The 19,240-nt window shown below is 70.4% G+C and carries 12 protein-coding genes; 3 read left to right on the top strand and 9 right to left on the bottom strand.

All coding sequences use genetic code 11. The features are described 5' to 3' along the window. Positions 1-275: 275 nt before the first annotated feature. From V1460_RS07550 to V1460_RS07580, 7 genes are all read right to left on the bottom strand, one after another. A complete protein-coding gene (locus V1460_RS07550; protein WP_338672899.1) occupies positions 276-1,211 on the bottom strand; it encodes a helix-turn-helix transcriptional regulator in 936 nt (311 codons plus the stop codon). A 1-nt stretch (position 1,212) separates the two neighbouring features. Then, positions 1,213-2,064 carry a DUF4097 family beta strand repeat-containing protein gene (locus tag V1460_RS07555; protein ID WP_338672900.1) on the bottom strand — a complete coding sequence of 284 codons (852 nt, stop codon included), beginning with the start codon at positions 2,062-2,064 and terminating at the stop codon, positions 1,213-1,215. 182 nt (positions 2,065-2,246) lie between these two features. Then, positions 2,247-2,426: a DUF6104 family protein gene (locus tag V1460_RS07560; RefSeq protein ID WP_003992906.1), complete on the bottom strand. Its 180-nt coding sequence runs from the start codon at positions 2,424-2,426 to the stop codon at positions 2,247-2,249. A gap of 240 nt (positions 2,427-2,666) precedes the next feature. After that, on the bottom strand, positions 2,667-6,443 hold the full coding sequence (locus tag V1460_RS07565; RefSeq protein WP_338672902.1) for a multifunctional oxoglutarate decarboxylase/oxoglutarate dehydrogenase thiamine pyrophosphate-binding subunit/dihydrolipoyllysine-residue succinyltransferase subunit: 3,777 nt from the start codon (positions 6,441-6,443) through the stop codon (positions 2,667-2,669). Between the two features lie 345 nt (positions 6,444-6,788). Next, a complete protein-coding gene (locus V1460_RS07570) occupies positions 6,789-7,862 on the bottom strand; it encodes an ATP-binding protein (protein WP_407077597.1) in 1,074 nt (357 codons plus the stop codon). 212 nt (positions 7,863-8,074) lie between these two features. Next, positions 8,075-8,818 (bottom strand): response regulator transcription factor, encoded by a 744-nt coding sequence (locus V1460_RS07575; RefSeq protein ID WP_338677947.1) that lies wholly within the window; start codon positions 8,816-8,818, stop codon positions 8,075-8,077. Between the two features lie 123 nt (positions 8,819-8,941). Beyond that, positions 8,942-9,676, bottom strand: a complete 735-nt coding sequence (locus V1460_RS07580) for a spermidine synthase (protein ID WP_338672903.1) — start codon at positions 9,674-9,676, stop codon at positions 8,942-8,944. 369 nt (positions 9,677-10,045) lie between these two features. On the opposite strand from V1460_RS07580, the gene lon reads away from it, so the two are divergent. Continuing rightward, positions 10,046-12,460, top strand: coding sequence for an endopeptidase La (lon, locus tag V1460_RS07585; protein ID WP_338672904.1), 2,415 nt, complete (start codon positions 10,046-10,048; stop codon positions 12,458-12,460). Positions 12,461-13,221: 761 nt separating this feature from the next. On the opposite strand, the gene V1460_RS07590 is transcribed toward lon, so the two are convergent. Further along, positions 13,222-14,178: a helix-turn-helix domain-containing protein gene (locus V1460_RS07590; protein ID WP_338672905.1), complete on the bottom strand. Its 957-nt coding sequence runs from the start codon at positions 14,176-14,178 to the stop codon at positions 13,222-13,224. Positions 14,179-14,330: 152 nt separating this feature from the next. Here V1460_RS07590 and V1460_RS07595 point away from each other — a divergent pair, with 152 nt between their 5' ends. Next, positions 14,331-17,180, top strand: coding sequence for a M4 family metallopeptidase (locus V1460_RS07595; RefSeq protein WP_338672906.1), 2,850 nt, complete (start codon positions 14,331-14,333; stop codon positions 17,178-17,180). A 304-nt stretch (positions 17,181-17,484) separates the two neighbouring features. Then, entirely contained in the window at positions 17,485-17,925 is a 441-nt protein-coding gene (locus V1460_RS07600) for a MarR family transcriptional regulator (protein ID WP_338677948.1), read from the top strand. A gap of 79 nt (positions 17,926-18,004) precedes the next feature. Here V1460_RS07600 and V1460_RS07605 read toward each other — a convergent pair whose 3' ends face one another. Then, the gene (locus V1460_RS07605) at positions 18,005-18,850 is read right to left on the bottom strand and encodes a hypothetical protein (RefSeq protein WP_338672908.1); all 846 of its coding nucleotides are present in this window, start codon (positions 18,848-18,850) and stop codon (positions 18,005-18,007) included. Positions 18,851-19,240 lie beyond the last annotated feature (390 nt).

Below are 19,240 nucleotides of genomic sequence, written 5' to 3' on the forward strand. Positions count from 1 at the left end.
GGCTACTGCGCCGTGGACGAGGGCGGCCGCTTCCGTAGCGACAAGGAGCAGACGGCGGAGCCCCCACGCCCCGGCGGTCGCGGGGGTGGTGCGAGGCGAGGAGTGGGACTCCCCGGCCGGGGTGTACCGGCTCTCGTACGACGCCAGCCCTGGCGTCGCCCGGTGTCGCTTCCGGCGGGCGGGAGGGGGGGCGGGTCGAGGTGTCGCACGGGATGCCGGGGCAGGTGGTGCACCGCGAGGAGCGCGGTGCACCACACGAATCCGCGCCCGCCGGGTCAGGTGTTGCGCAGGAGCGCGATGACATGGGCCGCCGCCGATGACAGGTGGCGGCGTGCCTCAGCGAGCTGGGCCGCGCTCACGCCGTGGTCCCGGGCGGCGTCACGTACGTCGTCGCGCAGGCGGTCGAGCAGGCGCTCCAGATCGCGAGCCGGATCGTCCGATTCCGCCGCGTCCTTCGCCCAGTCCGGGTCGGCGCCGGCGGGCTCCGGCTTGGTGAACGGAGACCATGCCGTCGTGCCCCGGGCCAGACTGCCCAGCTGGCCGGCGAGTTCGGACATGCCGTCCCGGACGCCGGCCGGCCAGTCGCCCCGGGCGAAGTGCCCTTGTACCTGCTCCTGGACCTGGCGGGCGATGCGCTGGACCTCCTCGCGGGCCTGCTCATGGGCCTCCTTGGCTTGGCGGCGCGCGTTCTGCGCGTCCTCGCGGGCGCGGCGTGACTCGTCCTTCGCCCGGCGGGCCTGCTCCTTCCACTCCTCCTTGGCCCGCCGCAGCTCCTCCTTGGCCGTGCGCCAGGTGTCGCCGTCACCGAGGCCCGCGTCCGCGCGCCGGTTCTCCGACGCGGCGGCCCGCATCTCGCTGCGGAGCTTGCCCGCCGCGCCGCGTACGTCGTCGCGGATCTCCGCGGCCAGTTCAGAGACGGACTCGCGGATCTCCAGCTCCAGGTCGGCGAGTTCCCCGCCGCGGTTCGCGAGCTCCGCCCGGCCGGCGTCGGTGATCGAGTACACCTTCCGGCCGCCTTCGGTGGCGTGGGTGACGAGCCCTTCGGCCTCCAGCTTGGCCAGCCTCGGGTACACCGTGCCCGCCGACGGCGCGTACAGCCCCTGGAAGCGCTCCTCGAGCAGCCGGATGATCTCGTAGCCGTGGCGGGGTGCCTCGTCCAGCAGCTTCAGCAGGTAGAGCCGGAGCCTGCCGTGGGCGAAGACGGGTGGCATCTCAGAGCACCTTTCCAGTGCGGGCGGGCTCGCCGTACTCGTCCTCGGTGGGCGGGCGCCGGAGCAGGGCGATGGACCCGGAGAGTGTGGTGGCCTTGAGTGAGCCGTCGCCCGAGCCGAGCGTGCCGGTGATCTTCTTCGTGCCCCACATCCCGGTGACCTTCAGGTCCTCGAAGGCGCTGGACACCGCCCCGCTGGTGGTGTTGGCCTCGACCCGTGCGTCCGCGGGGTGCGGAAGCCGGATCGCGACCTCTCCGGAGACGCTGCTGACCTGGACGTCCGTCGGTGTCCCGTCCAGGTCGATCACCATGTCGCCGCTGACGGTCTTCGCCTTCACCGAGGGACCCGCGCCGTCGATCACGGTCAGATCGCCGGACACGGAGCTGAAGCGCAGCTCCCCAGTCACCTCCTGGGCTTCGAGACCGCCCGAGACCGTCTCGGCGTCGATCCGTCCGGACAGGCGCACCAGCGTGGTGTCCCCGCTGACGCCGCGTACGTCCGTGCGGCCGTGGATACCGGAGACGACTGCCCCGGCCCCCACGACACCCACCTCGACGGCTGCGCTCGACGGCACGGCGAGGGACACCACGGCGTGGCGCTGCCAGCGCTTGCGGTCGAAGAGTTTGATGAAGTCCTGCCAGGGCACGTCCTCGTAGGCCACGGTGAGCGTGGACCCGCTGAGGGTCACGATCAGCGGTGGGCCGTCGAGCTCCGATACCTCCAGGCGGGCGGTCGGCTCGTCGGTGCCGACCACGTTCACCGCCCCGTTGACGATGCGCACGTTCAGGGCTGTCACGGGTTCGTCGAACGCGAGCTTCTGGGGCTCGGCAACGGTCCACGTCGATTCTGGCATGGTGCTGACCTCCCGGCGGCGATGACGCAATATATCGCGTCTCCTGATGTAGATACGATATATCGCGAGACTGGGAAGTCAAGAGGTATCGCGATAGGCGTCAGAGCGGCACGGCACGGCCCGGCACAGCGAAGGCCCCCGTCCGTGGGATGCGCGCGGGGGCCGGGAGGGGGCGAGCCGGCCTACTCGTCGTCCTCGTCGTCGAGCCGTGCCAGCCAGGTGGCCAGCCGTTCGACGGGCACCTCGAAGTCCGGGTTGAGATCCACGAACGTACGCAGCTGCTCGGCGAGCCACTCGAAGGTGACCTCCTCCTCGCCGCGCCGCTTCTCAAGCTCCTCGATGCCACGGTCGGTGAAGTACATGGGAACAGCCTAGCGACCCCGGGGGCACGGCCGGCGCGCCCAGGAGTGCCGAGACCGCTGCCGTGAACGCGTGCCGCGCGGCACTGCGTACCGGACGCCCGAACGGGATGGTGACGAGCCACCCGCCGCGATGAGCGGTCGTGGTCTGAGGGCCTGAGCCCGAACGGGAGCGTCCCCCCACCGCGGCAACGCGGTGGGGGGACGCTCCCGTTCCGGATCAGAGGCGACCGGGGCCTGTCGTCAGGCCTCGAAGACCTCGTTCACCAGCTGCTGCTGCTCAGCCTGGTGACGCTTCGCCGAGCCCACCGCAGGGGACGACGAGTGCGGCCGGGAGATCCGGCGCAGGCGCTCGCCGTGCGGGACGTCCGCGCCGACAGCCAGGTCCAGGTGGTCGATCAGGTTCAGCGCGATGAACGGCCAGGCGCCCTGGTTCGCCGGCTCCTCCTGCGCCCACAGGTACTTCTCGGCGTTCGGGAACTTGGCGATCTCGGCCTGGAGCTCCGCACCCGGCAACGGGTAAAGGCGCTCGAGGCGGATGATCGCGGTGTCCGTGACCCCGCGCTTCTGCCGCTCGGCGTCCAGGTCGTAGTAGACCTTGCCGGCGCAGAAGACGACCTTGCGGACGTCGGCCGGGTTCACCGACGCATCTCCGATGACCGGGCGGAAGCCGCCGGTGGTGAACTCCTCCACCTTGGACGCCGCGGCCTTCAGACGCAGCATCGACTTCGGGGTGAAGACGATCAGCGGCTTGTGGTGCGGGTTGTGGACCTGCCAGCGCAGCAGGTGGAAGTAGTTCGACGGCAGCGTCGGCATGGCGACCGTCATGTTGTTCTGGGCGCAGATCTGGAGGAAGCGCTCCGGACGGGCGGACGAGTGGTCCGGACCCTGGCCCTCATAGCCGTGCGGCAGAAGCAGGGTGACGCCGGAGGTCTGGCCCCACTTCTGCTCGGCGGAGGAGATGAACTCGTCGACGACGGTCTGGGCGCCGTTGACGAAGTCACCGAACTGGGCCTCCCACATGACCAGCGCGTCCGGGCGGGCCAGCGAGTAGCCGTACTCGAAGCCCATCGCCGCGTACTCGCTGAGCAGCGAGTCGTAGACGTTGTAGCGGGCCTGGTCGTCGGACAGGTAGAGCAGCGGGGTGTAGTCCTCGTCCGTCTCCTGGTCCACCAGCACCGCGTGGCGCTGGCCGAAGGTGCCGCGGCGGGAGTCCTGGCCGGCGAGGCGGACCGGGGTGCCCTCCATCAGCAGCGAACCGATGGCCAGGGTCTCGCCCATGCCCCAGTCGATCGTGCCGTCCTCGACCGACGCGGCGCGGCGCTGGAGCTGCGGCATCAGACGCGGGTGGACCGTGACATGGTCCGGGATGTTGACCTGGGACTCGGCGATCCGCTTGACGACCTCCTGGGAGACCGCGGTGGTGACGGCCACCGGGAACTCGGCCTGGGCGTCCGGGACATGGGCCGGGGCCGGGTGGCTGGTGGCCTCGCGGACCTCCGCGAACACCTTCTCCAGCTGGCCCTGGAAGTCCTGGAGCGCCTGCTCGGCCTCTTCCAGCGTGATGTCTCCGCGGCCGATGAGCGACTCGGTGTAGAGCTTGCGCACCGAGCGCTTCTTGTCGATCAGGCTGTACATCTGCGGGTTGGTGAACTGAGGGTTGTCGCCCTCGTTGTGACCGCGGCGGCGGTAGCAGATGAGGTCGATCACGACGTCCTTGTTGAACGTCTGGCGGAACTCGAAGGCGAGCCGCGCCACCCGTACGCAGGCCTCCGGGTCGTCGCCGTTCACATGGAAGATCGGGGCCTCGATCATGCGGGCCACGTCGGTCGCGTACATCGAGGAACGCGACGACTCCGGGGCGGCGGTGAAGCCGACCTGGTTGTTGATGACGACGTGGACCGTGCCGCCGGTGCGGTAGCCGCGCAGCTGCGACATGTTGAGGGTCTCGGCCACGACACCCTGGCCCGCGAAGGCCGCGTCACCGTGCAGGGCGATCGGCAGGACGGTGAAGTCCGTGCCGCCCTTGTTGATGATGTCCTGCTTGGCGCGGGCGATGCCCTCGAGGACCGGGTCGACCGCCTCCAGGTGCGAGGGGTTGGCGGCCAGCGAGACCTTGATCTGCTCGCCGTCCAGACCGGTGAAGGTGCCCTCGGCGCCCAGGTGGTACTTCACGTCGCCGGAGCCGTGCATCGACTTCGGGTCGAGGTTGCCCTCGAACTCGCGGAAGATCTGCGCGTACGACTTGCCGACGATGTTCGCCAGCACATTGAGCCGGCCGCGGTGCGCCATGCCGATGACGACCTCGTCGAGACGCGACTCGGCCGCGGAGTCGATGACCGCGTCGAGCAGCGGGATGACGGACTCGCCGCCCTCCAGCGAGAACCGCTTCTGGCCCACGTACTTGGTCTGGAGGAAGGTCTCGAACGCCTCGGCGGCGTTCAGCCTGCGCAGGATGCGCAGCTGCTCCTCGCGCTCCGGCTTGGAGTGGCCGCGCTCCACACGGTCCTGGATCCACTTGCGCTGCTTCGGGTCCTGGATGTGCATGAACTCGATGCCGGTGGTGCGGCAGTACGAGTCGCGGAGCACGCCGAGGATGTCGCGGAGCTTCATCATCGACTTGCCGCCGAAGCCGCCGACCGCGAACTCGCGCTCCAGGTCCCACAGGGTGAGCCCGTGCTCGGTGATGTCCAGGTCGGGGTGCTTGCGCTGGCGGTACTCCAGCGGGTCGGTGTCGGCCATGACATGGCCCCGCACCCGGTAGGAGTGGATCAGCTCGAAGACCCGGGCGGCCTTGGTGACGTCGTCGTCGTGCGAGGCGTCGATGTCCTTGAGCCAGCGGACCGGCTCGTAGGGGATGCGCAGGGACTCGAAGATGCCGTCGTAGAAGCCGTCCTCGCCGAGGAGGAAGTTCGAGACGATCCGCAGGAACTCGCCGGAGGCGGCGCCCTGGATGACCCGGTGGTCGTAGGTCGAGGTCAGGGTCATGACCTTGGAGATGCCCAGCTTGTTCAGGGTGTCCTGGGAGGTGCCCTGGAACTCGGCGGGGTAGTCCATCGAGCCGACGCCCATGATCACCGACTGGCCGGGCATCAGACGCGGCACGGAGTGGACCGTGCCGAGGCCGCCGGGGTTGGTCAGCGAGACGGTGACGCCCGTGAAGTCGTCCATCGTCAGCTTGTTGCTGCGGGCGCGGCGGACGATGTCCTCGTAGGCCTGCCAGAACTCGAAGAAGTTCAGCGTCTCGGCCTTCTTGATGCCCGCGACGACGAGCTGGCGGTCGCCGTTCGGCTTGACCAGGTCGATGGCGAGGCCGAAGTTGACGTGCGGCGGCTTCACCAGGACCGGCTTGCCGTCCTTCTCCCCGTACGACCAGTTCATCGACGGCATGGCCTTGATCGCCTGCACCATCGCGTAGCCGATGAGGTGGGTGAAGGAGATCTTCCCGCCCCGGGCGCGCTTGAGGTGGTTGTTGATCACGATCCGGTTGTCGAAGAGCAGCTTCACCGGGACCGCGCGCACGGACGTGGCCGTCGGCAGCTCCAGCGAGGCGTTCATGTTCTTCGCGACGGCGGCGGCGGGGCCGCGCAGCGGGAGCAGCTCGGGACCGTCGGGAGCCTCGGCTGCGGTCGGCTTCGCGGCGGCGGGCTTCGCGGGCGCGGCAGCCGGGGCGGCGGCGGGCTTCGCCGGGGCGGCGGGCGCCGGTACGGCGGCGGGCTTCGCGGGCGCGGCAGCCGGGGCCGCGGGGGCCTGGGCAGCCGGGGCGGCGGGCTTCGCCGGGGCGGCGGGCGCCGGGGCATGTGCGGTGCCCGGCGTCGGTTCGGCGGCGGTGGAACCACCCGGCTTGTAGTCGGCGAAGAAGTCCCACCAGGCTCGGTCGACCGAATTCGGGTCCTGGAGGTACTGCTGGTAGATCTCGTCGACGAGCCACTCGTTGGCGCCGAACGCGGCAGTGGGGTGCTTCCCCTGCCCGTCCGGGTCGGTCGAAGAACTCGTGTTACTGGGGGACTGAGACGACACGGCGGTAACCGCCCTCTTCCGCTTCACAAGGTGATGGACAGCGGAAATAAAGGCTACGCCTCCCCGGGCGGGAGGTGCAGGCCGGGCACGTCCTTCGTCGCCTAAGTCACACCGGACAGTCGGTTTCGGGGCGGGAAATGGCGGGAAACAAGCGAGGTTGCGCTGGGAAACGGGTGTGCGGTAGCGCGGCTACGGCCCACTGGACCGCATCCCGGCCGTGTATCGGGGCGAACACGCACCGAACACGCCACGCACACGTACCGAACGCGCGCCGAACGGCTTCGAACATTCGCTGAGCGCGAACCCGCCTCGAGCCGAACGCGATCTTCCGGTTCGAACCCTACGTCAACCTCGGCGCTGTGGGATTCCCGGAAGGCTGATGAGGATCCGGCAGCCCCGCGCCGATTCGGCCACCCCGATCCGCCCGCCGTGCAGATCGACCGCCCAGCGGGCGATCGCGAGCCCCAGACCCGTACCGCCGTCGCTGCCCGGTCCGTGCGGCGCCGGGACGCTGCCGCGGTTGAACCGCTCGAACACCTTGTGCCACTCCGACCGAGGGATACCCGGACCCTCGTCCTGCACTTCCAGCTCCAGCGACCCGGGCTCCGGCCCGCGGCGGGCCCGTACGGTGACCCGGCCGTGCGGAGGGGAGTGCTTCACCGCGTTGTCGATGAGATTCGCCACCACCTGGTGCAGCCGCTCGGCGTCAGCGTGCGCGGTCAGCTCGGGCGGCGACACCTCCAGGTGCAGATGGACGTCCTTGCGGGTGTGGCTCCCGGAGCCGGACGGCAGTCTGCGCTGCCCGGCGGCCAGATTGGCCTCCTTCAGCACACCCGACAGATAGGGCCAGACCTCGAAGCGCCGCGACTTGAGCATGACCACGCCGTTGTCCAGCCGCGACAGGTCCAGCAGGGTCTCCACAAGGCGGCTGAGGCGCTCGGTCTGCTTCAGCGCCGTACGCATCGTCTCGGGGTCGGCGGCGCTGACGCCGTCCACCACGTTCTCCAGCACCGCGCGTAGGGCGGCGATGGGGGTGCGCAGCTCGTGGGAGACGTTCGCGACCAGTTCCTTGCGGTTGCGGTCCACGTCCTCCAGGTCGTCCGCCATCAGATTGATGGTGGTCGCCAGGTCGCCGAGTTCGTCACGCCGGTCCGCGCCGTTCACCCGGCGGGTGTAGTCACCGTGGGATATCGCCTTCGCCACGGTGTTCATCTCGTCCAGCGGCGCGGTCAGCCCGTGCGCCACGAACTGGGTGATCAGCAGGGTGGTGATCATCGCGAAGACGGTGATGTACCGCAGCTCGGCCCCGGTCCTGATGGTGACCAGCGCGAGCCCGCAGGTGATCAGCACCGAGGTCACGACCAGGGCGATCAGCTTGGTCTTGATCGAGATCGCGACCGCGCCCAGCGCCGACCGCAGCCGCCCGAGCTCCGACAGCAGTCGGTCCGACCGGGACGGCTGCCTCGCCCGGTCGGACGGGGAAGGAGGCTGTTCGGACGGGGGCCGGCCGGACCGCGAGTGCTCGGAGCGGGACTCCGACGGCGCGGCTCGGGACCGCAGCCGACCTGCTCCGGGCCGCAGCCGACCCGCCGGGTACGGTCGCCTCGGTCCGCGCGGCCCGGTCACGGGGCTCACGGGACCGGAGTCTCCAGCGCGTAGCCGACGCCGTGGACGGTACGGATCCGCTCGGCGCCGATCTTGCGGCGCAGTGCCTTGATGTGGCTGTCGACGGTGCGCGTCCCGGAGGCGTCGGCCCAGTCCCACACCTCGGCGAGCAGCTGCTCCCGAGAGAGCACCGCGCGGGGGGTGCTCGCCAGGCAGACCAGCAGATCGAACTCGGTCGGCGTGAGGTGGACGTCCTCGCCCTTGACCCGCACTCGGCGCTGCGCGTGGTCGACCTCGAGCTCGCCGAGCCTCAGTATCCCGCTGCGCGGCGTCACCGCGGCGAGCGCGGCCCGCTCCACCCGGCGCAGCAGCACGTGCACCCGGGCGGCAAGCTCGCGCATCGAGAACGGCTTGGTCATGTAGTCGTCGGCGCCGACGCCCAGACCGACCAGCATGTCGGTCTCGTCGTCCCGCGCCGTGAGCATCAGCACCGGCACCGGCCGCTGGGCCTGCACCCGGCGGCACACCTCGAGACCGTCGAAACCGGGCAGCATCACGTCGAGGATCATCAGATCCGGCTGCCAGGCCTCGGCCGCCTCCACGGCGGCGGGCCCGTCCGATGCCGTCTGCACCAGGAAGCCCTCGGCGCGCAGCCGCGCCCCGATGGCCTCGACGATGGTGGTGTCGTCCTCGACCACCAGCACCCGGCGCTGGGCACTGGCCGTCGAGTGCGCCGCCGCGCCGTTGTTGCTGGTGTGTGTCTGCTCCATCGCCCCGCCCTTGTCGCGCACCGCGAGCTGGTGTTGATCGGTCTGCGTGTAGATATGTGTGTGCATCGTGTACATCGGTGTGTCAGCTAGGTCAGCAGCGTAAAGGCATCGATCGACTCGCGGCTACGCAGGGCGAACGCCGAGATGGACCACGTCAGGTACGCCTCGGGCAACCCGGATCTCTTCGGTCCTTACCCTGGTGAATCCGGCATTGCGCAATGACACCTCGAAGTCGGCGGACGGCCTCGCAGACCATACGGCGAGCACTCCGTCCGGCGTCAACCTCCTTGCGCAGGCCGCCAGCCCGGCCGGTGAGTAGAGGCTCGCGTTGTCCTCGGTGACGGTCCAGTCGGGACCGTTGTCGATGTCCAGGCAGAGCGCGTCGTATGTGTCCGAAGCGTTATGGACGTAGTCGACGAGGTCCCCCGTGATGATCTCGGTACGCGGGTCGGCCAGTGCGTCGGCGGAGAGCACGGACAGCGGTCCGGTGCGGTGCCAGTCGATGATCGCCTGCTCCCGCTCCACCACGGCGACCCGCGACCAGAACGGGTCGGCGGCGGCGTGGGCGAGGGAGAAGCCGACTCCGAGGCCGCCGATGAGCAGCCGGGGCGCCGTGCGGTCCTCCATCGGCTCGCCCGTGCCCAGGGCTTCGCGTGCTGCGTCGATCAGCAGTCGCTCGGAGCGGCCGTCGGATGTGTCCATCAGGAAGCAGCCGTTGGCGATGATCTCGTAGACCGTGCGGTCCCCGTGCGCCTCCTGCCGCAGCCGCAGGACGACCTCCCCGTGGGGTCCTTCGCGCCGGTCGAGCGTGACCGGCCGGTGGGGTTCGGCGGGCGGGGTCTGGGTGAGGGACGGCATGTCGGGAACCTCCGGCGGCTGGTGGGACGGCGCGGATCAAGAACATCCTGTCCGTGGCGGACCCGGCAGGACAAACCCTTTCGCGGATACCGGAGGTGTCCACGGCCTTTCCCGTGCCCCGTAGGCGCGCATCCAGGTCTGCTCTCCGGCGGTTGCCGTTCCCGCACCACCCGTTCCGGCACCACCTGTTCCGGCCGCCCTGGCCCGACCCGCCCGCCCCGTCCGTTCCTGTCGCCGGATCCCGGCCGAGCTGTCCCGGCCGAGCGGTCCGCGCCTCTGATCGCTCCTGGCGAACAGCGGGTCGGGAACATCCCGGCCGTCCTCTGCATTGAGTCGGTACAGCTCAACTTGAATGCAGAAGGGGAGATCATGGCTGCTGAGTCCTCGGCGTACGACACCGCTCTTGCCCTGCCTGTGCTGCCGCTCGACGACGAGGTCGTGCTGCCCGGGATGGTGGTGCCGCTCGACCTGTCCGACACCGATGTACGGGCCGCGGTGGAAGCCGCCCAGGCAGCGGCCGGCACCGAACCCGGTAAGCCGCGGGTTCTGCTCGTGCCGCGCATCGACGGCGCCTACACCGCCACCGGCGTACTCGGCACCGTCGAGCAGGTCGGCCGGCTTTCCGACGGCGACCCGGGTGCCCTGATCCGGGGCCGCAGCCGGGTGCGCATCGGCGCGGGGACCACGGGCCCCGGCGCCGCCCTCTGGGTCGAGGGCACCGTCATGGCGGAGAGCGTCCCCGACCCCGTCCCCGGCTCGGTGGCCGACCTGGTCAAGGAGTACAAGGCGCTCGCCACCAGTTGGCTGAAGAAGCGTGGCGCCTGGCAGGTGGTGGACCGCGTCCAGCAGATCGAGGACGTGTCCGCGCTCGCCGACAACTCCGGATACTCGCCGTTCCTCAGCACCGCCCAGAAGCTGGAGCTGCTGGAGACCGGCGACCCGGTCGCCCGGCTCAGGCTGGCCACCGAGCAGTTGCGCGAGCACCTCGCAGAGCAGGATGTCGCCGAGTCCATCGCCAAGGACGTCCAGGAGGGCGTGGACAAGCAGCAGCGCGAGTTCCTGCTCCGGCGTCAGCTCGAAGCGGTCCGCAAGGAACTGCGCGAGTTGAACGGCGAGTCCGAGGGCGACGAGCCCGACGACTACCGTGCCCGGGTCGAGGCGGCTGACCTCCCGGGGAAGGTCCGCGAGGCCGCGCTCAAGGAAGTCGAGAAGCTGGAACGGGCCAGCGAGCAGAGTCCCGAGGGCCCTTGGATCCGTACCTGGATCGACACCGTGCTGGAACTCCCCTGGCATGAGCATACCGAGGACGCCTACGACATCCGGGGCGCCAGGGACGTGCTCGACGCCGAGCACGCCGGACTGGACGACGTGAAGGAACGGATCACCGAATACCTGGCCGTCCGCAAGCGGCGTGCCGACCGCGGACTCGGTGTGGTCGGCGGGCGGCGCGGCGGAGCGGTGCTCGCCCTGGTGGGGCCGCCCGGGGTCGGGAAGACCTCACTCGGTGAGTCGGTGGCGCACGCCATGGGGCGGAAGTTCGTCCGGGTCGCCCTCGGCGGCGTACGGGACGAGGCGGAGATCCGGGGCCACCGGCGTACCTACGTCGGCGCGCTGCCGGGCCGTATCGTCCGGGCCATCAAGGAGGCCGGGTCCATGAACCCGGTGGTGCTGCTGGACGAGATCGACAAGGTCGGATCCGACTTCCGGGGAGACCCGGCCGCCGCGCTGCTCGAAGTGCTCGACCCGGCGCAGAACCACACCTTCCGCGACCACTACCTGGAGGTCGAGCTCGACCTGAGCGATGTGGTCTTCCTGGCCACCGCGAACGTACTGGAGGCCATTCCTGAGGCCCTGCTCGACCGTATGGAGCTGGTCAGGCTCGACGGCTACACCGAGGACGAGAAGGTCGTCATCGCCCGGAACCATCTGCTCCCGCGCCAGCTTGAGCGGGCCGGCCTGGCCGACGGCGAGGTCGGCCTGGACGAGTCCGCACTGCGCAGCCTGGCGGGGGAGTACACCCGTGAGGCGGGTGTACGGAACCTGGAGCGCTCGATCGCCAGGCTGCTGCGCAAGGTCGCAGCCCAGCACGAACTGGGCGACCGGGAGCTGCCGTTCACTGTCAGGGACGAGGACCTGCGCGGGCTGATCGGCCGTCCGCACCACGTCCCCGAGTCCGCCCAGGATCCGGCCGAGCGCCGCACGGCTGTGCCTGGTGTGGCCACCGGTCTCGCCGTCACCGGGGCGGGTGGCGATGTCCTCTACGTGGAGGCGTCGCTGGCGGACCCGGAGACCGGCGCGGCCGGTCTGACCCTGACCGGTCAACTCGGCGATGTGATGAAGGAGTCGGCGCAGATCGCGCTGAGCTTCCTGCGTTCCCACGGCGCGGAGTTGGAGCTGCCGGTGGCCGACCTCAAGGACCGGGGCGCACACATCCACTTCCCGGCGGGCGCGGTCCCGAAGGACGGCCCGAGCGCGGGCATCACGATGACCACGGCGCTCGCGTCCCTGCTGTCCGGGCGGCTGGTCCGCGCCGGTGTGGCGATGACGGGTGAGGTGTCGCTGACGGGGCGTGTGCTGCCGATCGGCGGGGTGAAGCAGAAACTGCTCGCCGCGCACCGGGCGGGCATCACCACGGTGGTCATCCCGAAGCGGAACGAGGCCGACCTGGACGACGTCCCGGCCGAGGTCCTGGAGAAATTGGAGGTCCACCCGGTGACGGATGTGCGGGAGGTCCTGGAACTGGCTCTCGCTCCGGCACAGGTGCCGGTTCCGGCGGTGGCGTGACCCAGGGCCGGTTCAGGGCCGCACCCGGCGAGGGGTCGGGCCTCGGTGAGATCCGCCGAGGCCCGACCCCTCGCCACCCTCCCGTCTTCCGCTCGCCGTGGAGCCCGGCCCCCTGCCTCCGCTTCGGCCGGGTGAGCGCGGTGCGTGTGTTGCCCGACAGTCGGTGAGATCCGCCGAGGCCCGACCCCTCGCCACCCTCCCGTCTTCCGCTCGCCGTGGAGCCCGGCCCCCTGCCTCCGCTTCGGCCGGGTGAGCGCGGTGCGTGTGTTGCCCGACAGCCGGAACCTCACCTGATGTCTTGATCGCCTCGATCCATGGGTGCCGGTCGACCGGGCCGGTCAGGAGCGGTGTGCGATCCGACTTCACGGGAGTCCGCCGGAAGGCAAGCGGGTCCATGCCGCCGGCATCTGTGGTGGTTCGGTGTCGGTGACCGATACCTTCACGGTCGCCGGACGGTCCCGGCGTCCATGTCACCGACGGCGAGGGTGTTCCTGCTCCGTGACAGCCCGGGGTAGCAGCCCAGGGGCTGTCGCCGCTCGACAGTGCCGTACGGAGCCGTGCCCCGCCCGGACGGCTTAAGGGCTGTCCCGTAATCCCCGGCGGGCGCGCGACGACAGCTACGGCACCCCGCTGCGTTGTCGAATCGCCCGAATACACCCAGTATGCGGGCGACCCTCCGCCTTGCGTTGCACCGCACCTGACGCCGCGCTCTGATCCACCGCGGATTACGGGACAGCCCTTAGGGAAGGGGCGCGAAGACGTCACTCGGTGGCCAGCCAGCCGCGTAACGTCGCCTGCGCGCCCGCCTGGAAGCGCGTCTCGGCGCCCAGCGACTCCAGCAGCCTGCTGATCCGCCGCCGTGCCGTGTGCACATGGACCCCCAGCCTGCGGGCGATCGCCTCGTCCTTGAGGCCGGCGGCGAGCAGGGACAGCAGTTCCCGCTGCGGCGCGGGCAGTGGACCGTCGGGTGTGCCACCGCCGAGTGGAGTGGCGCGTTCCCATACGGTTTCGAACAGCGGCACCAGTGCGTTGCGCAGCAGTGCGTCATCGATCACCAGCGCCGATGCGGTCGACCCCGCCGACTCGTGCGGTGGCAGGAGCGTGGTGCGCCGGTCGACGGCGATGAGCCCGGTGGGTACGGCGGGTGCCACCCGGGCCTTGAGGCCCCGTTCCACCAGTGCTGTCAGCACACGCGTCCGCTCAGGTCCCGGGAGCCGCTCCCGGTCGAGCACCGCCCGCACGGTCACCCCACGCTCCAGCAGTGCGTCGATGTCCAGACCGGACAGCGGGTGGTCCAGGATGACCACTTCGTGCTCGGCCGACGCGAGCAGCACCCCGGCCCGCTCCGCGATCTCCCGGCGTCCGGCGATCACTTCGATGCCGCTGCCCGGCAGGAGCGCGTCGGCGAGTTGGTCCGCGGACATCCGCAGGCGTTCCAGCTCGGCCGATTTCAGGTGGAGCTCGGCCTGCCGCCGGTGGATGAGCGTGCGGATCGCGGAGGCCGGGGCCGCCGGGCGGGGCAGCGCGCCGCAGGACGGCGGCGGCAGGGCGAGTCCGTGCTCCACCAGCCGGTCGAGTGCCGATTGCAGTTGGTCCTGGGGCAGTTCCAGCCGCTGCGCCAACTCCTCCTTTTCCGTGGCGCGTTCGGTGAGCAGGGCCTCGTATGCGCGTTCCTCGGCCGCTTCCAGGCCGAGGGTGCGCCATTCCGCCTCGATCATGCGCCGGATTCTCACAGCGAATTCACAGGACACACAAGTGTGCATGCCCACTTGTGAACGCACTTGGCTCATTGTCGCGTCCGCGCCCCAGCTGTTGCATGGCCATGACCACCTGAACCGGCTCTGACCAAGCCACTGGAGGGGTACGTACTGTGCGCACGTTCAGCAGCAACCACGGGAGACCCGGAACCGGGATACCGAGGGGAGCGGGTATCGCCGCGCTCCTGGCCGCGGCGGGGCTCCTCGTCACCGCGGTGCCGGCCCAGGCAGTGACCGCTGCGGCGCCCCAGGCGCCGCACGCCGATGTCATCCCCGGCGAGGACACGGCGACCCCCGCCCTCGTCGACGGGCTGCGGGAGGCCGTGGACGCCAAGGCGACACCCGCCGCCGCGGCCATCGGCCACCTCACCGCCAAGGAGAGCCGCTACCGCATCGCCGAGCCCCAGCGCGACCTCGCCCCGCTGGCGACGGTCAGGCGCGGCGACGACGAGATCGTACGGCTCCAGCAGAAGCACCACGGGGTGCCGGTGCTCGGCGGCCAGTACGTCGTGCGGATGGAGCGCGCGGACGGCAGGCGCGTCGTCACCGGCACCTCCGGCAAGTACTTCACCGGGCTGAGGGCCGAAACCGAGCCCACCGTGGCCAAGGACCTGGCGCTGAAGCGCGCCATCGGCGCCACCGCGCGCCAACTCGGCGGAAAGCTGACCAAGGCCGACGCCATCCGCAAGGAGGGCGAGAAGTCCGAGAAGGCGCAGGCGCTCAGCGGCTCCGTCGGCGGACTCGTCGTCATCCCGCGCGGAGAGGGCGTGCTCGCCTACCACGTGACGGTGCGCGGTACGAACCCTGCCACCGGCGAGCCTGTGCTCCAGCAGGTGTACGTGGACGCCGGGTCCGGCTATCCGGTGCTGCAGTTCAGCGGGATCAGGACACTGACCGCTCCCGCCGAGGCGGTGGTCGATGCCAAGGCACGCGCGGCCGGCAGGACGGGCGCGGCGGCGGACGAGCCCGCCGCCCATCCCGGCGCCACCGGCAGCGGGGTCCGTCTGAACGGCGCCAAGGTGCCCCTGGAGCTCTACCAGGACACCGCCCGCGGCGAGTACGTCATGACCGACTTCGCGCGAATGGCCGACAGCACCAAGAACACCCTCAGCACCTGGGACGCGTCGGACCGCGATGTCAACGACGTCGCCGGAGTCTGGCCCGAGGGCATCAAGGTGTTCGGCTCCCCGGCCGCCGATTTCGGTACGGCGGCGACGGACGCGGGCGCCGTCGACGCGCACTGGGCCGCAGGCCAGGTGTACGACTACTACAAGAAGAACCACGGCCGCAACGGCCTGGACGGACGCGGCTCCACCGTCAACTCCCTCGTCGGTGTGACCCTGTTCGGCGGCTCGTACGTCAACGCCTTCTGGGACGGCCAGAAGATGGTGTACGGCTCTGGAGACGAGGAGTTCCGGCCGCTGTCGGCAGATCTCGACGTCGTCGGCCACGAGATGACCCATGGCGTGGTGGAGAACACCGCCAACCTCGTCTACGCGGGCCAGTCCGGTGCCCTCAACGAAGCCATCGCCGACTACTTCGGCAACGCGATCGACGTCACCGCCTCCGGGCAGTCGATGGACGACCCCGACGCCGGGCTGATCGGCGAGGACCTGTGCCGCACCAAGGCGGCGGGCGACTGCGCGTTCCGCGACCTCAACGACGGCGCCACCACGTCCAAGAACTTCCTCGGCGTGACCTTCGGCACCGACAACGGCGGAGTCCACCTCAACTCCACCATCTTCTCCGGTGCGTTGTGGGACATCCGGCAGGACCTCGGCGGCGAGCTCGCGGACAGGATCGCCTACAAGGCGCTGTCCGAGTACATGACCCCGCTCGACGGCTTCACCGAGGGCCGCAACGCGGTGCTCGCCGCGGCCAAGGACCTCAAGGTCACGGCGAAGCAGCTGAACGTCGTCAAGAAGTCGTTCAGCGCCCACGGCATCGTGCCCGGCTGGGAGGACGCCATGGGCGTCGACTCCGACCGGCTGCTCGGCAAGCTCAACATCAGCGGCACCGGCGTCCAGGCGGGCGGCGGCTGGTACGCCGTCTCCCAGTCCAACGACGACGGCTCCGAGCCGTACTCGGTCTGGGCCGGGCGCGCCGACGGCAAGGGGTCACCCAAGCTGATCAGCCCCAACGACGGGCGCTACCACGTGTACCCGGCCACCGACGGCAAGACGGTCGTGTGGGTCGCGTACGGCACCACCAGCCTGGACATCCTGTCCCGCCCGCTCGCGGGCGGCCCGATCAAGAAGCTGCACACCTCGTACAACGACGTCTCCGGCCTGCGCGTGGAGAACGGCGTGGTGGTCTTCGAGTCGTACGGCTTCTTCGGCGACCGGCACGTGGCCTACCTGCGCCCCGGCGACACCCGGCCCACCTTCGTGGACGGCGGCGGCTGGTTCGACGGCACCGCACTGCCGTCCATCGCCAAGGGCAGGCTGGCGTACGCCAAGCTCTACCTGGACGGCTTCGAGTTCAAGCTCGGTATCGAGGTCCTGGACCTGAAGACCGGTGACAGGAAGCTGACCGGGCAGCTCGGCGATCCGCAGGGCATCGGGCAGACCGGTATCAACGGCAGCCACGTCTTCTGGCTCACCGACGAGATCATGGAAGACCAGGGCCAGATGGGCGTCCGCCGCGCGGACCTCGACGGCGGCAATGTCGTGGACATCAACCCCGAGGCCAAGCCCAGGGCGCTGATCGCCTTCGACCTGACGGCGTCCGACGAGGCCGTCACCGTCAACAGCCAGCTGCCCGACACGCGGTTCCGCAACGAGTCCCTGCCCAAGCTGTGGCAGATGACCACGGACGGCAGCCGTCTGGAGCGGGTCTCCTGCAACCGGGGCGAGCAACTCTCCCCGGCGGCCCTCACGGGCAAGCAGGTGGTCTGGCTCGACGGGTCCACCGGCTGGACCGACCTGGTCACCCGGAGCCGTCCGGCAGGACTCTGCGGCTGACCGACCCCGGTCCCCCGCAGTGACCGGAGCCCCCGGCGCGGCCTCGCCGCCGCCGGGGGCTCCATCCATGCGCCGGTGCGGACCGTTCCCCCGGCCCGGTACTGACGCTGGCATGTGCCGAAATCCTCCCGGAGTGACCGGGAAGGTGCCGGGGGCCTCCGCCGCACCTCGACTGCGAAATACTGGACGAGCTGCGGCGTTGACCGCCGCGAGGAGACCATCTTCGTCAGTTGAGCGTGCGAGGAGTGCTGGCGTGCACGGAAGCGGTGCCGGGAGTGAAGCGGAGCCCACGGGAAGCGGTGACGTGGACCGCGACTTCGAGGAGTTCCTCGCCCTGGAACGCGAGCTGGCGGTCTTCCTGCGCCGGGCCCGGGCGAACTCCGGCGAGATGGCCCGCGAGGTCCACCCGGAGCTGGAGCCCGCGGCCTACGGTCTGCTGGTGCGGCTGGAGGAGTGCGGCCGTCAGCGGGCCACCGATCTCGCGGTCTACTTCGGAGTCGGCAAGGCCACCATGAGCCGTCAGCTCCGCGCACTGGAGCAGCTCGGCATCGTCGCCCGCGAGCCCGACCCGGCCGACGGCCGCGCCTCGCTGGTGCGGCTCACCGACGAGGGCCTCGCGCGGTTCCGCAGTGTGCGTAACGCACGGCGCCAGACCTACGTACACAAGCTGGCCGACTGGGACCGCGGCGAAGTCGCCGAGCTCGCCCGGCTGCTGCACCAGCTCAACGAGCGCGCCGAGGGCTGAGCGCCGGAACCGGCCGCCGACCGCCGTCGTGCGGGCCCGCGGCCCGCCGCCGTGCGTCCCGCGGGTCCACTCGGCGGGCTCACAGCCGTACGTACCCGGCGGTCGCGTCGTCGTGGACCTTCGAGCGCCTCGCCCGGGGCCGTGCTCCCTCGGGTACCGCCTCTGCGCCTGCCTCCGTGTTCGTGCCCGGTTCGGGGCCGGCGTCCTCCCGCTCCAGGGCCCGTACCCGCCCGATCAGCCCCTGAGGACCCTCCAGGCGGAGCAACCCCATCAACTGCTGCCAGCCGCCTGCCTCGAACAGGTCCGTCCACCTCGACGCCCCGTCGGTGAGCGCCGCGAGCGCCTTCACCCGGGAGCGCGGCGTACGGCCCGTCACCGCGCGGTCCGCCACCGAGGGATCGGCCGCGGCCGTGAAGAAGCCGCCCTCCTGGTTGCGCAGGGCGTCCGTCGCGCTCAGCGAACGCAGCGTCTCGCGCGGAATCCGGTCCAGACGGTCATCCCGTACCGCCGACACCTCACCGTCCGGCGATTCCAGCAGCAGGGTCGAGTCGGACAGCACGAGGTGCTCGACCCACCGCTCGCCCCAGCGTGCGACGACCACGGCGGCCTGTGGTGTGCGCACGTGAGAAAGGTCACAGTCGTTCGAGTGGGCGTCCGCGGTGCGCCGAATGGACAGGGCGAGGATCTCGGACAGTCGGATATCCCGTAGCGAACCGGACAGTTCGATCAGCGTGCCACCGAGTCGTGCGGTGAACCAGGGAACACCGTGTGCGCAGCCGTCGTCGCCCGGCGGCGGTGTCACCCCGTCCAGTACGACCAGGCAACCTCCCAGGCCCGAAGCCGGGACGGCGACGGAAGCCCAGTCCTCGTTGGGGCGTTCGGGGTGGCCCGGCTCGGATGTGAGTGCGGCGAGCGTGCAGTGCATGAACTGCAGTCTGCCCCAGCGGGCACCGCACCTTCACGAACTCCGCCATATGCCGCCATCGGTCGCTACCACCCACTCCGACCAGCGGTTTTGGCCGGAATGATCACTTCGCCCCGGGTGCGGGCGCGCATCCTGTCAAAGCCTGCGCCGAAGGTCCACCCGGAGCTCCGCGGGCTCGTCCGGCCATCCTGCTGACAAGTTGTTGACCAACTCCGGAGTGATGTTCACTCGTTCGGGTGGCGGACCGAGTGATCAGCGTCCCGCTCCCAAAAGCGCTGGAATGGTCGTAAGCCGTACCAGGGTGGGGGCATGTCGCGAGAATGACCGGCCGTCACCTCTGCTTCATGGGTGGACGAGTCGAGATTGCGAGCACCGGTGCAGGAGAAACGG

The organism is Streptomyces sp. SCSIO 30461 (assembly GCF_037023745.1).
In the GTDB taxonomy this organism is placed as follows: domain Bacteria; phylum Actinomycetota; class Actinomycetes; order Streptomycetales; family Streptomycetaceae; genus Streptomyces.

Excerpts from the sequence above, each read along its gene's own strand:
- V1460_RS07550 (WP_338672899.1), bottom strand. The coding sequence starts at position 1,211 with ATGCCACCCGTCTTCGCCCACGGCAGGCTCCGGCTCTACCTGCTGAAG.
- V1460_RS07555 (WP_338672900.1), bottom strand. The coding sequence starts at position 2,064 with ATGCCAGAATCGACGTGGACCGTTGCCGAGCCCCAGAAGCTCGCGTTC.
- V1460_RS07560 (WP_003992906.1), bottom strand. The coding sequence starts at position 2,426 with ATGTACTTCACCGACCGTGGCATCGAGGAGCTTGAGAAGCGGCGCGGC.
- V1460_RS07575 (WP_338677947.1), bottom strand. The coding sequence starts at position 8,818 with ATGGAGCAGACACACACCAGCAACAACGGCGCGGCGGCGCACTCGACG.
- V1460_RS07580 (WP_338672903.1), bottom strand. The coding sequence starts at position 9,676 with ATGCCGTCCCTCACCCAGACCCCGCCCGCCGAACCCCACCGGCCGGTC.
- lon (WP_338672904.1), top strand. The coding sequence starts at position 10,046 with ATGGCTGCTGAGTCCTCGGCGTACGACACCGCTCTTGCCCTGCCTGTG.
- V1460_RS07590 (WP_338672905.1), bottom strand. The coding sequence starts at position 14,178 with ATGATCGAGGCGGAATGGCGCACCCTCGGCCTGGAAGCGGCCGAGGAA.
- V1460_RS07605 (WP_338672908.1), bottom strand. The coding sequence starts at position 18,850 with ATGCACTGCACGCTCGCCGCACTCACATCCGAGCCGGGCCACCCCGAA.